The sequence below is a fragment of the Vibrio intestinalis genome (genome assembly GCF_025195085.2).
In the GTDB taxonomy this organism is placed as follows: Bacteria; Pseudomonadota; Gammaproteobacteria; order Enterobacterales; family Vibrionaceae; genus Vibrio; species Vibrio intestinalis.
In genome coordinates, this window is the sequence record NZ_JANAVY020000001.1 from 660944 (window position 1) to 675242 (window position 14299).

15 protein-coding genes are annotated in these 14299 nt (G+C 44.3%); 9 read left to right on the forward strand and 6 right to left on the reverse strand.

Annotation, left to right across the window (positions count from 1 at the left end; all coding sequences use genetic code 11):
* Nucleotides 1-374: 374 nt before the first annotated feature.
* Nucleotides 375-3008 (reverse strand): type I DNA topoisomerase, encoded by a 2634-nt coding sequence (gene topA / locus MU515_RS02870; protein ID WP_260258867.1) that lies wholly within the window; start codon nt 3006-3008, stop codon nt 375-377.
* A gap of 412 nt (nt 3009-3420) precedes the next feature.
* Between topA and MU515_RS02875 the strand changes: the two genes are divergently transcribed.
* The gene (locus tag MU515_RS02875) at nt 3421-3669 is read left to right on the forward strand and encodes a YciN family protein (RefSeq protein ID WP_260258868.1); all 249 of its coding nucleotides are present in this window, start codon (nt 3421-3423) and stop codon (nt 3667-3669) included.
* A 68-nt stretch (nt 3670-3737) separates the two neighbouring features.
* Here the strand turns inward: MU515_RS02875 and aroA are convergent, their stop codons facing one another.
* Both aroA and MU515_RS02885 read right to left on the reverse strand, forming a co-directional pair.
* Nucleotides 3738-5018 (reverse strand): 3-phosphoshikimate 1-carboxyvinyltransferase, encoded by a 1281-nt coding sequence (gene aroA, locus MU515_RS02880; RefSeq protein ID WP_260258869.1) that lies wholly within the window; start codon nt 5016-5018, stop codon nt 3738-3740.
* A 159-nt stretch (nt 5019-5177) separates the two neighbouring features.
* On the reverse strand, nt 5178-5636 hold the full coding sequence (locus MU515_RS02885) for an outer membrane lipoprotein (RefSeq protein ID WP_260258870.1): 459 nt from the start codon (nt 5634-5636) through the stop codon (nt 5178-5180).
* 15 nt (nt 5637-5651) lie between these two features.
* On the opposite strand from MU515_RS02885, the gene aat reads away from it, so the two are divergent.
* The 3 genes from aat (at nt 5652) to infA (ending at nt 7369) form a co-directional block, all read left to right on the forward strand.
* Nucleotides 5652-6374, forward strand: a complete 723-nt coding sequence (gene aat, locus MU515_RS02890) for a leucyl/phenylalanyl-tRNA--protein transferase (RefSeq protein WP_260258871.1) — start codon at nt 5652-5654, stop codon at nt 6372-6374.
* Entirely contained in the window at nt 6371-7069 is a 699-nt protein-coding gene (locus MU515_RS02895) for an arginyltransferase (RefSeq protein ID WP_260258872.1), read from the forward strand. Before aat ends, MU515_RS02895 begins: the two co-directional genes overlap by 4 nt.
* Before the next feature lie 81 nt (nt 7070-7150).
* On the forward strand, nt 7151-7369 hold the full coding sequence (gene infA, locus MU515_RS02900) for a translation initiation factor IF-1 (protein WP_001040192.1): 219 nt from the start codon (nt 7151-7153) through the stop codon (nt 7367-7369).
* Between the two features lie 92 nt (nt 7370-7461).
* On the opposite strand, the gene MU515_RS02905 is transcribed toward infA, so the two are convergent.
* Together MU515_RS02905 and cysS are read right to left on the reverse strand one after the other, a co-directional pair.
* Complete coding sequence (locus MU515_RS02905; protein ID WP_260258873.1) at nt 7462-8040, reverse strand: thymidine kinase; 579 nt, start codon at nt 8038-8040, stop codon at nt 7462-7464.
* 96 nt (nt 8041-8136) lie between these two features.
* A complete protein-coding gene (cysS, locus tag MU515_RS02910; RefSeq protein ID WP_260258874.1) occupies nt 8137-9519 on the reverse strand; it encodes a cysteine--tRNA ligase in 1383 nt (460 codons plus the stop codon).
* A gap of 236 nt (nt 9520-9755) precedes the next feature.
* Here cysS and MU515_RS02915 point away from each other — a divergent pair, with 236 nt between their 5' ends.
* The 4 genes from MU515_RS02915 to MU515_RS02930 all read left to right on the forward strand — a co-directional run bounded on the left by MU515_RS02915 (nt 9756) and on the right by MU515_RS02930 (nt 12941).
* A complete protein-coding gene (locus MU515_RS02915; RefSeq protein ID WP_260258876.1) occupies nt 9756-10250 on the forward strand; it encodes a peptidylprolyl isomerase in 495 nt (164 codons plus the stop codon).
* Nucleotides 10251-10351: 101 nt separating this feature from the next.
* A complete protein-coding gene (lpxH, locus tag MU515_RS02920; protein ID WP_260258877.1) occupies nt 10352-11089 on the forward strand; it encodes a UDP-2,3-diacylglucosamine diphosphatase in 738 nt (245 codons plus the stop codon).
* A 74-nt stretch (nt 11090-11163) separates the two neighbouring features.
* Nucleotides 11164-12378: an EAL and HDOD domain-containing protein gene (locus tag MU515_RS02925; RefSeq protein WP_260259176.1), complete on the forward strand. Its 1215-nt coding sequence runs from the start codon at nt 11164-11166 to the stop codon at nt 12376-12378.
* Between the two features lie 68 nt (nt 12379-12446).
* Nucleotides 12447-12941 carry a YchJ family protein gene (locus tag MU515_RS02930; RefSeq protein ID WP_260258878.1) on the forward strand — a complete coding sequence of 165 codons (495 nt, stop codon included), beginning with the start codon at nt 12447-12449 and terminating at the stop codon, nt 12939-12941.
* A gap of 117 nt (nt 12942-13058) precedes the next feature.
* Here the strand turns inward: MU515_RS02930 and MU515_RS02935 are convergent, their stop codons facing one another.
* Nucleotides 13059-13346, reverse strand: coding sequence for a YeaC family protein (locus MU515_RS02935; RefSeq protein ID WP_260258879.1), 288 nt, complete (start codon nt 13344-13346; stop codon nt 13059-13061).
* A gap of 102 nt (nt 13347-13448) precedes the next feature.
* Between MU515_RS02935 and MU515_RS02940 the strand changes: the two genes are divergently transcribed.
* Complete coding sequence (locus MU515_RS02940) at nt 13449-14267, forward strand: DUF2989 domain-containing protein (RefSeq protein ID WP_260258880.1); 819 nt, start codon at nt 13449-13451, stop codon at nt 14265-14267.
* Nucleotides 14268-14299: the final 32 nt, after the last annotated feature.

Below are 14299 nucleotides of genomic sequence, written 5' to 3' on the forward strand. Positions count from 1 at the left end.
TATTAAGTTATCGCATCTGAGAAAGAATACAATTTAAAATACGCTATACCTCACGACGCTCACAGGTTGCTTTTCAACCACCTGACCCAGATCACATTATGAGCAGCTAAGCATACAGCTTTTTAACATCACAAATACAAGGGCATGACCTTGCTCGCCTTGATGTTGCAGCTTTTATCATACATTTGGCAGATGTCACTTTTGTGACTAGCAATTAACGGTGCTACGGTGAATAGCTTGCAGAACTACGTTCTTTATAATTTATTGATAACGATGATTATTCGCTCAAAATACTAATTAAAAACGCCAATCTACAGACATAAAAAAAGCAGCGATAATTCGCTGCTTTTTACTCTCAAATTTAGCTTGAGTGGTTATTTTTTCTTCGCCGGCTTTTTGCGTTTGTCAGTGATTTCCCACTTACCATCAATGTACAACGCTGTGTAACCTGATGGCTTACCGTCTACCTCAGAGCGAACATAGTTCTCTTTCGACTTACGGCTAAAACGTACCACCATTGGCAGACCATCAGGGTCTTTTGCTGGCGCATCCGTTAAGTAATGGAACTTAGGCGAAATACGGTCTCTAAAACGAACCAACTCTTCCACTAATGGTGCACGCGTTTCGCGCGATTTAGGGAAAGTGCTTGCCGCTAAGAACAGGCCTGATGCACCATCACGAAGTACGAAGTACGCATCTGAGTTTTCACATGGAAGCTCAGGAATATGTACTGGGTCTTCTTTCGGTGGCGCAACTTCGCCGTTCTTCAGAATCTTACGCGTGTTCTTACATGTCTCACTGGTACAATCCATGTATTTGCCGAAACGGCCGTTCTTCAGCACCATGTCGCTACCACACTTGTCACACTCGACAACTGGGCCATCGTAACCTTTCACCTTGTATTCGCCATGCTCTACCACATAGCCTTCACAGTTCGGGTTGTTACCACATACATGTAACTTGCGCTTGTCATCAATGAGATAAGCATCCATCGCCGTTTCACAGATAGGACAACGCTTCTTAGCTCGTAGTGCTGCAGTTTCTACGTCTTCCTCTAGAACATTGATAATGCCATCTTCATCGCCCAAGTTGATGGTGGTTTTACAACGCTCTTTTGGCGGCAATGCATAACCAGAACAACCTAGGAACACGCCTGTTGAAGCAGTACGGATACCCATTTCACGAGAACAAGTTGGACATTCAATATCGGTGTAAACGATATGGTTTGGCTTCATGCCGCCGTGTTCTTCATCTTGCTCTGCGTGCTCTAAAGCACCAGAGAAATCAGTAAAGAAGTTATCTAGCACGCCTTTCCAATTTGCATCACCTTCAGCAATTTGGTCTAGTTTTTCTTCCATGCGAGAAGTGAACTCGTAGTTCATTAGCTCGTTGAAGCTGCCGTCTAGACGGTCAGTAACAATCTCACCCATCTTTTCAGCGTAAAAACGACGCTGCTCAACTTTCACATAACCGCGGTCTTGAATAGTTGAAATGATTGATGCGTAAGTTGAAGGGCGGCCAATGCCTCGCTTCTCTAATTCTTTAACCAATGCCGCTTCTGTAAAGCGAGCTGGTGGCTTAGTAAAGTGCTGCTTAGGCTCAAGGCTTTCTAGTGACACTGTGTCACCCACTTCAACCGCTGGCAAAATTTGGTCTTCGTTCTTACCTAGTGGGCGCTGTACGCGAGTCCAACCATCAAACTTAAGGATGCGACCTTTCGCCTTTAGCGTGTATTCCGCGGCTTTCACACTCACTGTGGTTGAATCGTATTTTGCAGGTGTCATTTGACAAGCAACAAACTGATTCCAGATGAGTGAGTAGAGCTTGTGCGCGTCTGCTTCCATACCATTTAGGTCGTCCGCTTTTACGCTCACATCAGAAGGACGAATCGCTTCGTGCGCTTCTTGTGCGCCTTCTTTGCTGCCGTAGCGGTTTGGACTTGCTGGCAAGTATGCCTCACCAAATTCGCTTTCGATAAATCCGCGAACCGTTTCAACCGCTTCCGAACTCAAGTTAGTCGAGTCGGTACGCATATAAGTGATGTAACCCGCTTCATATAAACGCTGCGCTAACATCATGGTCTTCTTAACACCGTAGCCTAAGCGCGTGCTCGCCGCTTGCTGCAATGTTGAAGTAATAAATGGCGCTGAAGGTTTACTTGAAGTTGGGCGATCTTCACGTTTGCACACTTCGTACTTTGCTTTCTCAAGTACAGATAGCGCGGCATTTGTCTCAGCTTCGTTAACTGGTTTAAATGCAACACCGTCTTTTTGTGCAACTTGCAAACGGAAGTCAGTTTTATCTTGAGTCTTAGTATTTGCGTGTACATCCCAGAACTCTTCTGGAATGAACGCTTTGATTTCGCGCTCACGCTCAACAAGTAGCTTAACCGCTACAGATTGAACACGACCAGCCGATAGGCCGCGCGCTACTTTTTTCCAAAGTAATGGCGAAACCATAAAGCCCACTACACGGTCCATAAAGCGACGTGCTTGCTGAGCATTAACACCATCCATGCTTAGCTCACCAGGTTTCTGGAAAGCTTGCTGAATCGCGTTTTTCGTAATTTCGTTAAACACTACGCGTTTGTATCGCTCTTCATCGCCGCCGATGATCTCACGAAGGTGCCAAGCGATAGCCTCTCCCTCGCGGTCTAAATCGGTTGCGAGATAAACGCTGTCTGCGTCTTTCGCCAGTTTCTGTAGCTCGGCAACCACTTTCTCTTTGCCCGGCAGTACCTGATAGTTAGCATCCCAGCCATTGTAAGGATCGATGCCCATCTTTTTGATAAGCGATTTACGATCTTTTTCTTTTTTGATGCGCGCTTTTTCTTCCGGGCTCATGCCTTTGGTTGAAATTGCTGCCGCTTTTTGGCCGGTGCTCTGCCCAGCAGTCGGGAGATCACGCACGTGACCCACACTAGACTTTACGATGAAGTCTTTTCCGAGATATTTATTGATGGTCTTCGCCTTGGCTGGCGACTCCACAATAACGAGTGACTTACCCATAACTGACTCAAGTGTCCTTTAATGACTTATGCGCTATAGCTTAATACAAATAGCGCACAACATACTTCAAATATTGCTTCTTTTTTACTATCGAGCGAGATGGCGAGAAGATCAATATCTTTTTTTAATTTAACTTTTGACTGCTCGACAAATCGACGATTACCTCGATAAGAGCGAATCTCTGCAGTGACAATGATAGAAAGGACGAGGCCGAGAATTCATTGTGTATCAAGAAGTGCCACATACTAAACGCGACGATTACAATTCTGCCAACGCAGAAGACAGATTTATGTTACCCGTCACAAAACATTTTCTTTCCGGCTCAAAAGAAAAATCACCCAAGTTATTGGAAATTTAACCAATGAAGGCATACAATCGCCAGCAATTATCGCCCTATCAACAGGTATAAGTCATGAGCGAAAAAAAAGCTATTTCTCAGTTTGATCTGCTATTAATTGCCAACCAAATCATCCAAGAGCACGACGATTTTATCGAAGGCATGCGCGCTGACAGCGTAGAAGAAAAAGAAGGCGTGTTGGTTTTTAAAGGCAACTACTTCCTAGATGACAACGGTCTACCAACGATGAACACGACCGCTGTGTTCAATATGTTTAAATACCTTGCGCACCATCTATCAAAAGAGTTTACTTTAGAAAAGTAACCCTTATCCCAAACAACAAAAAGCCAGGGCAATTGCTCTGGCTTTTATCTTGATTCCGATTTCTCACTCTAGCAACTTAGCGCTGCCAATTTATCAAAGTAATCTGGGAATGTTTTCGACGTACATTTAGGGTCGTTGATCGTTACTGGTGTATCGCTCAGAGCAACCAATGAGAAGCACATCGCCATGCGGTGATCATCATAGGTATCAATCGCAGCATGCGTTAATTGGCTTGGTGGAGTAACGATGATGTAATCTTCACCCTCTTCTACCTCAGCGCCCACTTTGCGTAGCTCAGTCGCCATTGCTGACAATCGGTCTGTTTCTTTTACGCGCCAGTTGTACACATTGCGAATGGCTGTCGTACCTTTGGCAAACAGTGCCGTGGTTGCAATGGTCATCGCTGCATCAGGAATGTGGTTAAAGTCCATATCCACCGCGTTTAGCTCACCCGCGCGTGAAATAACGTAGTCATCGCCCCACTCAATTTGCGCGCCCATTTTCTCTAACGCATCAGCAAATTGAATATCACCTTGGATGCTGTTTTTACCAATGCCTGTTACCTTAATCGCGCCGCCTTTAATCGCAGCCGCAGCCAAAAAGTAAGAGGCAGAAGAGGCATCACCTTCAACAAGGAAATCACCCGGAGCAATATATTGCTGACCTGCTTTAATGACAAATTGCTGGTAATCGCGATTGTCTACTTCAACGCCGAATTGAGCCATGATGTGCAGAGTAATATCGATGTAAGGCTTAGAGACCAATTCACCAACAATGTTGATCGTCACATCGTCTTTCGCCAGCGGTGCAGACATCAAAAATGCGGTTAGGAACTGGCTGGAAATCGAGCCATCAATATCCACTGTGCCACCAGCAAGACCTGTACCTTGAATCTTAAGCGGTGGGTAGTTTTCGTTCTCTAGATATTCAACTTGTGCACCCGCCTGTTTAAGCGCATCCACAAGATGGCCAATTGGGCGCTCTTTCATGCGTGGCTCACCCGTTAGCACGTATTCGCCTTTGCCCAAACACAAGGCTGCCGCTAGCGGGCGCATTGCCGTACCAGCATTCCCCAAGAAAAGCTCTAAAGAATCAGTGCTATCAAATGCGCCGCCTAAGCCTTCCACTTCACATTCGGTTTTATCGGCAGAAAGCTGATAGCTAACCCCTAGTTGGGTAAGCGCGTTAAGCATGTGACGAATGTCGTCACTGTCTAGCAGGTTAGTAAGACGTGTTGTGCCTTTTGCCAGCGCGGCTAGAAGCAAAGCACGGTTTGAGACACTTTTTGAACCCGGTAAGTTAACCTCACCATCGACTTTATTAATTGGTTGTAACGTAAGGCTTTCCATTAAAAACTACTATTCCTTGCTCGCTCACTTCCATAAGAGCGATGAAAAATTCTTCGTAGTTTCAGACTATCGAAAAACCTTACTTAAAACCAGAGCTAAAAAGGCTTTCGCCGCGACTATTTTTTTAGCGGGTAATTTGCCTTCTATATATAGAGGGAATCAATACTCTTTATCGACTCGAACACCATCGTTAAAGTAAAGAATACGCACCCTGTCTCCTCGCGCAAACAGCATCGCGCTATCGACATCTTGTATTACGTTAATCAGCCGCTTATCTTCAGTTTCAATTAATAGTTCGACCAATTTATATTCGACTCGATACACTTGGTTAGCGCGATTGCGTGCAATACTCGCACCTGCTACCGCACCGACCGCCGTAGCAACTTCTTTACCTGAACCGCCGCCAAATTGGTTACCAATTAGGCCGCCGACCACAGCGCCTAAAAACGTCTCCCAGCCGTTACTCTCAGCTTTGACAATGTCTTGCTGAGTAAGGTAGCGAACCGAATCAACTTTACCAAACACAACTTCATTAACAGGTCTTGCTACATTTCTCTCGTACGCCGCATTGGCAAACAAGGGAAAAATCAATAATATCCATAGCCAGTTTTTAAACATAATTAGTTCCTCATCATGGCGATTTATCTGACCGAACTCGAAAGCGATAGCTTTGCTTTTCCATCCCCTTATGGGGCATTAGAAGATCCGAACGGTTTGCTTGCCTTTGGTGGCGATCTTAACCCAAAGCGGATTTTAAATGGCTACCAAAATGGGATTTTTCCTTGGTATGGCCCCGGTGAACCTATTTTATGGTGGAGCCCTTCTCCGCGCGCGGTATTTAATCCTAAGACATTCACACCGGCAAAAAGTCTTAAAAAGTTTCAAAGAAAACACCAATATTCGGTCAGTATTAATCGCGCTACCGAGCAAGTGATTGATTATTGCGCATCTTTACGCCCTGCTGAAGAAACATGGCTCAACGAAGATATGCGTAACGCGTATAAAGCTCTCGCTAAACTCGGCAAATGTCACTCAGTAGAAGTATGGCAAGAAAACCAGCTTGTTGGTGGCTTATATGGAATTTCAGTGGGCAGACTGTTTTGCGGTGAATCCATGTTTAGTACCGCTACCAATGCATCTAAGATAGCGCTTTGGTACTTCTGTGCTCATTTTAGCCGTCACGGTGGTGAGCTAATAGACTGCCAAGTGCTCAATCCACACACCGAGTCGTTAGGAGCAACAGAGCTTGAACGCGATGACTTCATGCAAAGCCTGCTATCCTTAAGAGAAAAATCACTAGAGGAGCACTGCTTTGTCCCACAATGGCTTGATCATCCAGAGCATCACCTGAAATGAGTTCTGACTTACAGCAGATTAGAATTGGCCTCTCGACCAGCCACCCATGCAGCTATCTTGCCGATAGAGAGGAGCGTGTGGCGGTAGCCTTAGACCCATCGCTACACTGCACATCGAGTTACGAAGTGCTACTCGCTAATGGATTTAGACGCAGCGGCGACACCATTTACAAGCCACATTGTGAGCGTTGCCAATCTTGCCAAGCTATCCGTATTTCGGTACCCAACTTTACGCCATCTCGCAGCCAAAAACGCATTCTTAGCAAATGTAAAAGCTATCATTGGCAGCTCAAAGAAAGCATGGACCAAGAGTGGCAAGACCTTTACTCACGCTACATCGAAAAGCGTCACCGTAATGGTTCCATGTATCCGCCGAACCATGATAGCTTCAATCAATTCTCGGCATGTTCATGGCTCAATACTCAGTATTTGCATTTTTATGATCAAGATAAGCTGATAGGCATTGCCGTTACCGATGTTCTGTCGAACAGTGCGAGTGCGTTTTACACCTTTTTTGATCCCGATTACGAAATTTCTCTCGGGACATTTGGCGTCCTTTTACAGCTAGAATACTGCCGCAAGCTCGGAAAACAGTGGTTATATCTTGGGTATCAAATCGACGAATGTTCAGCAATGAATTACAAAGTCCGTTTTCAGCACCATCAAAGGCTAGTAAATCAGACTTGGCAAGGGTAGAATACGCCCCAACTTTACTTAATTCATTTTTATCGGCGCAAGAAGCCGGTCGAAAGTATCCATTTTAATAAAGAGGATTAAATGGCTAAAGAAGACGTAATTGAGATGCAAGGCACTGTCCTTGATACTCTACCAAACACAATGTTCCGTGTTGAGCTAGAAAACGGCCACGTAGTTACTGCTCACATCTCTGGTAAAATGCGTAAGAACTACATCCGTATCCTTACTGGCGACAAAGTAACTGTAGAGATGACTCCATACGACCTATCAAAAGGCCGCATCGTCTTCCGTGCTCGTTAATCTCAAGCTTGCTTAACGCAAACAAGATTAGCCGAATACAACAAAAACCGGAGCCAATGGCTCCGGTTTTTGTTGTGCGTAAGAAAGCGTGTTTACTTGCCTAACGCCTCTTTATAGTGCTGACGACAAACCGATACATAGCGGTCATTACCACCAATCGCAACTTGATCACCTTCCGCAATCGCCACGCCATTTTCGTCAGTACGAATCACCATGTTGGCTTTACGGCCACAGTGACAGATAGTCTTTAACTCAATCAACTTATCAGCCCAAGACAGAAGATATTTACTGCCTTCAAACAACTCGCCCAAAAAGTCTGTTCTTAAACCGTAACACAATACTGGAATATGAAGCTTATCCACCACTTCTGTTAATTGGTAAACCTGCTCTTTACTCAAGAACTGACACTCATCAACCAAAATACAGTGACGCTTTTCTTCCGCATTAAGTGCCGCAATATCATCAAACAAGTTGGATTCCGCATTAAATAGCTGCGCGTCAGATTGCAAACCAATACGTGAACTTACTTTGCCAATACCGTAGCGATCATCAAGAGCCGCAGTAAAAATCACTGGGTTCATGCCACGTTCTTGATAGTTGAAAGACGATTGAAGAAGAGTTGTGGACTTACCCGCATTCATTGCAGAGTAATAAAAGTACATTTGTGCCACTGGTTGTTTCCCGCTCTAAAAGTTATAAATCTAATAATTATAAATCTAACAAAAAGGGCTGAATGCTCAGCCCTTTAAAAGTAATGCTTAACGCGATTATTTACGACGCCAAGTCGTCCCTTCCGCGCCATCTTCCAGCACGATACCCATTTCAGTCAGCTTATCGCGCGCCATATCTGCGTTTGCCCAATCTTTCGCTGCGCGAGAATCGTTACGCAGTTTGATTAGTGCTTCGATTTCAGCCACTTCATCATCACTGCCAGCATCGCCTTTAAGGAAAGCTTCTGGATCTTGGTGAAGAATACCAATCACGTCTGCGAGTTCACGCATTAGTGCTCCCAGTGCGCTTGCTTGTTCAATGTTTTCAGTTTTCAGGCGGTTAATTTCACGTGCCATATCAAACAGCACTGAGTAAGCCTCTGGAGTATTGAAGTCATCATTCATCGCTTCAGCAAAGCGAGAAACATACTCTTCACCACCTGCTGCTTCAACTGAAAGATCAAGGCCGCGTAGAGAGGTGTATAGACGCTCTAGCGAAGCACGCGCTTGGTTTAAGTTCTCTTCGCTGTAGTTTAATTGGCTGCGGTAGTGACCAGACATCAAGAAGTAGCGAACGGTCTCTGCATCGTAGTGAGATAGCACGTCACGAATGGTGAAGAAGTTACCAAGAGACTTAGACATCTTCTCTTTATCAACCATTACCATGCCACTGTGCATCCACGTGTTCACGTAGTTAGTACCGTGTGCACAGCAAGATTGCGCGATTTCGTTTTCATGGTGTGGGAACGTCAGATCCGAACCACCGCCGTGAATATCGAAATGGTTACCTAGAATAGAAGAGTTCATCGCTGAACACTCAATGTGCCAACCTGGACGACCCGGGCCCCATGGCGATTCCCACGTTGGTTCGCCTGGTTTAGACATCTTCCATAGTACAAAGTCTAGTGAGCTACGTTTCGCCGTTTCAATCTCAACGCGCGCGCCCGCTTGCAGCTGTTCTAGGTCTTGACGAGACAGTTTGCCGTATTCGTCGTATTTCGCGATTTCAAACATCACATCGCCGTTATCAGCAACGTAAGCAAAACCACGTTCAATCAGCTTTTCAACTAACGCAATGATCTCAGCAATGTATTCAGTTGCACGCGGCTCAACGTTCGGGCGCTTCATATTTAGCGCATCAAAGTCAGCGTGCATTTCACCGATTAGGCGTTCAGTCAATGAATCGCAGCTTTCACCGTTTTCGTTTGCACGTTTGATGATTTTGTCATCGATGTCAGTGATGTTACGGACGAAAGTTAGATCGTAACCTAGGTAACGTAGGTAACGAGAAACAACATCAAAAGAAACGAAGGTGCGGCCGTGGCCGATGTGACAGAGATCGTAGATGGTTACCCCACAGACATACATGCCAACTTTGCCAGCATTGATTGGTTTGAATTCCTCTTTCTGTCTTGTGAGTGTGTTATATATCTTTAACATGATCTCTATCTTTAAGTGGGTGAAATAAAATGAATGATCGAGTATATCAATTTGACATCGGTTAAGTAATCCCTGAAATGTTCAAAAAGGCTCCATAAGCGCTGATATTCAAATCTAATCTACTGCTTTTCACGTATTAATGCGGCAAAAGTTAAGATAGAATCAACTTTAATTGTTGAGCTAATTGCTCAGCAAACTCTTAGACTCATATAAAAACCAATGTAAAGGACATAATCATGATCACCCTTCACACTAATTTTGGTGACATCAAAGTTCAGCTTAACGAAGAGAAAGCGCCTGAAACTTGTGCAAACTTCCTACAGTACTGCCGTGACGGTTTCTACGACAACACTCTTTTCCACCGTGTAATCGATGGTTTCATGATCCAAGGTGGTGGTATGGAGTCTGGTCTACGTGAAAAAGCATCACGCGCGCCAATCAAAAACGAAGCAAACAACGGCCTAAGCAACAAAGTAGGTACGCTTGCAATGGCTCGTACTATGGAACCGCATTCTGCTAGCTCTCAGTTCTTCATCAACGTAAACAACAACACTTTCCTAGATTTCCGTAGCGAAAGCTTAGACGGTTGGGGTTACTGTGTATTTGCTGAAGTCGTTGAAGGCATGGACGTAGTAAACCAAATCAAAGGTGTTAGCACAGGTTCTTACGGCATGCACCAAGACGTACCACTAGAAGACGTGGTAATCACTGGTGCAACAATCGAAGAATAATTCGAACCAGTCTAGATAAGGGTGCTTCGGCACCCTTTCATTTATCTAAGGGCTCTTTTAGCTTACACTTCTAACTAACGCTGGTTTATTACAGGTTCTGCATGACCACTCTTTTCATTGCTGATTTACACCTCTCTCCAAATACTTCTGAAATTAACCGTTGCTTCATCAATTTTATGCGCGAAGAAGCGATTAACGCAGATGCTTTGTACGTCTTGGGTGATCTATTCGATTTTTGGGTTGGTGATGATGATAAAAGTGACTTTGCGAATATGATTCGTGCTGAATTCAAACATCTAACCGATAGCGGCGTACCTTGTTATTTCACTAAAGGTAATCGTGACTTTTTAGTCGGCAAGCGTTTTGCTAAACAGACCGGTATTAAACTACTCGATGATGAGACCGTCATTGACTTATATGGCCGAAAAGCAGTGCTTTTGCACGGTGACACACTTTGCACTCTAGATACTAAATACCTAGAGTTTCGCGCTAAGGTCAATCAACCTTGGTTACAGTGGCTTTTCAACCGCATTCCAATGTTTATCAAGCGAAAAATCGTGCGTAAGATTCAGATGGGCGCGCGCAGTGACAAAAAGAATAAGAGCCTTGATATTATGGATGTCACTCCAAGTGAAGTGACCAAGGTAATGCAACAGCATCAGGTCGATCTGATGATTCATGGTCATACTCATAGGCCAAATGTGCATCATTTTGATTCAAACGGCCAAAACATGACGCGAATTGTACTTGGTGATTGGTACGAACACGGTTCAATTTTATCCTGTAACACGGAAAAACAAGAGCTTGAGACCCGTTCTTTTGATACCGAACAATGTTAGTTTGAACTAGTTCAAAGTAATAATTGTTATATCGCTTATCATTCGCTTAGATAAAACCTAGGTTGATGTATATCTTGAAATACTCTTACTTCGCGCGACAGCCCATATTAGACATCGATAAGAAAACGATTGCTTACGAGCTTTTGTTCCGAGATGGGCCCAATAATTCCTTTCCAGATATTGATCCTAACTTAGCGACTAGCCAACTTCTCTCCGATCATTTCTTAACTGCTCAGCAAGATGCCATTGGCGACAAACTTGGCTTTGTAAACTTTCCCTACTTAAGTTTGATTAACGAAGTGCCTGCCCTATTCCCAGCGAAAAGCTTGGTGGTGGAAATTTTAGAAGATTGTCAGCCAACTGAAGAACTGCTTAACGCGGTTCGCTCATTAGCCAAACAAGGGTACAAAATAGCGCTGGATGATTTTGTCCCTAGTAAAGAATGGCGCGCATTTTTGCCTTATGTGTCGATCATCAAGTTCGATATTCGTATCGTGCCGATCGAAAAAGCCAAGCTCTACATACAAAAACTCGCAAAAACCAAAATTGAATTTCTGGCTGAAAAAGTGGAAACCTTACAAGAGTTTGAACAGGCTAAACAGGCTGGGTTTAAATACTTCCAAGGTTACTTCTTTAGCAAACCGGAGGTCATCCAAAAAAAGTCGCTAGAGCCCTCGCTTTTGACTGTCATTCAGCTCATTACCGAAGTGGCGAACAGCGAACTTGACCTGGTTAAAATTGAAGACTTAATAGCCAAAGATGTCACCTTGTCATACAAGCTACTTAGCTTTGTAAACTCTTCGTACCTAATTACCAAAAAGATTGAGTCTTTCCGCCAAGCGCTTATTTATTTAGGTGAAGAGCGATTGCGAAAGTTCATCTCATTAGTTTCCATTTCAACTACTAAAGACGATAAACCAGACTACCTCTATACCTTGTCAATGCAGCGAGCTAAGTTTTGCCAAATGATCGCGCAATGCCCTTCAATGAAGGTATCGTCGTCGCAAGCCTTTTTGACCGGTATGTTTTCTCTGCTCGATTCACTGCTTGACCGACCGCTCAAACAAATCGTCGACGAAATGCCCATTGAAGAAACAGTGACTAACGCATTGTTAGAGCATCAGGGCAAGTTAGGCACTTTGCTGCGGCTAGTTAAAGCCTATGAGAAAGCAGAGTGGGATAAAGCGGCAATCTACACTGAGCAGCTCAAACTTAACGAAGACCAAATTGCAAAGGCTTACGAAGAGTCAGTGAAATGGACTGCCGAACTGCTCGACGTCGAGCTGTAAAGGTTTACATCCCCTAACTAGCTCAATACACTTAGCATCATTCTACTGAGGCTAATGTCGGTATCCCCATGAATTCATGCCCTTGCGGCGCAGCTAATGACTACGAACAGTGCTGCTCCCCTATCCATCGAGATCACTCCCAAGCAAAAACTCCTGATCAGCTAATGCGTTCTCGCTACAGCGCCCATGTAAAAGGCTTAGTGGACTTTGTTGTTAACACTTATCATCCGAGCTGCCAAGCAGAACAACAGCGAGAAGCCATTGCGGAGTCCATTGATAGTGATTGGGCCAAGCTTGAGGTTGTCAGTGCAGAGCCAAGCACTCTTGCCGACGAAGGGTTTGTCACGTTCAAGGCTTACTTCAACCAAGACGATAAACAATACTGCCTTGAAGAACGATCTCGCTTCGTGCGTGAAGATGGTTTGTGGTATTACATTGATGGCGAATTTCCGCAACCAGAGCAAGACTCTCGCTTAAACGAACCTGTTCACAGCGTGAAAGTTGGCCGAAACGATCCTTGTATTTGTGGCAGCGGTAAAAAATTTAAGAAGTGCTGCGGATAAATCGAAAAAAAAGGTAGATGATCACTCATCTACCTTTTTAATATGTAACCCATAAACGATAAGCCATTGTTGCTTTAAGAAAAACTCAGCAACTGTGCTATCTTGAATACAGAGTTTTTAGTCTGCCTTATTTGGATTTACTCGTACAATATCGCCCTGATCAGCGTGAAACTGCTTTTTGAGTTCTGCTTTCGATTTAAAGCTAATTTCACCGCCTTGTGCCACTGTCATATGCTCAGCTTCACTATTATGTTTAGACTGATAAAGCATCACAGCTTGCATACAAGAATCACGTTGTTGTTGAGTAAGAGTTTCACCTTCTGGCCATTTCCCGGTTTCCACCGCGTAAAGCAGGCGTTGATAGGCTTCCGGAGTAATGGCGTTGACTAATTGCTCGGCATCCATGATGTTTCCTTATCATTATCGTTTGAGCAAAACATAACTGGCTCAATAACGGAGTCAAGAAGACTCCTTTTAATAAGTGTAATTGATCACAAGCATTGAATTATGAATAAACTAACATTGGCCGCCACGATAGGCTTAAGCTTTGCGCTTGTTGGGTGTTTTGAAGGAAGAAAAAACACCGAGCAACTCTGTTCTGACAACCCAGCCTTACGCTGTGAGCTTCTCAATATGGACGATGGCCAATGCCGTGTTCCACGTACTGATTTGGTTTGGCACCGTTTTGAAGTTCTAAAACAGCCGACTGATGAAAACAAAATTGAGGAATACCATATTCTTGCCGAGTATGAGAAATGCCTCTCTCTTGCCGCGCAAATCCAACCTATCGATCAAAACAACCGTAAAGACAAACGCTTTACGGCTTTAATGCATGCGGGTGAAGAGAAAACTCGATTGGTGCAAGAGCTTAAGCGCTCAACCTCCCCTCAAGCTCTTTACTTCTTATGGAGTCAAGAAGGCGATGATCAAGCTCAGCGTTTGTTCCTAAGAATGGAAGGCTCGCCAGCACTTGAAACCTCAGAGATGCAATACGCACTTGCTACTTTCTATACCTCACGAGATGCAGAAAAAACCGTTTACCTACTGCACCGTGCGCTTGAGCTATCTGACGGCAAGAAAGTTAATACTGAGATTCTAAAATCCCTAGCGAGCATTAACTTTAATTTGAATCGTAAAGAACAAGCGTATATTTGGGCGCAAGTCGCAAGCGGCTTTGATGTTGCGATTGCTTCAGCCAGTGGCCGCCAACTTATGTACGGATTTGATCAAGAAAAATACGATCAACTGGATGATGTCGCGAGTGAAGTCCAAGACGCTATTGAAGATGGTGCATTCCGAGCGGGTATGCTTGCAAACTATCAATAACGCCAGATTCAAATTGAAAGGATAAAACAATC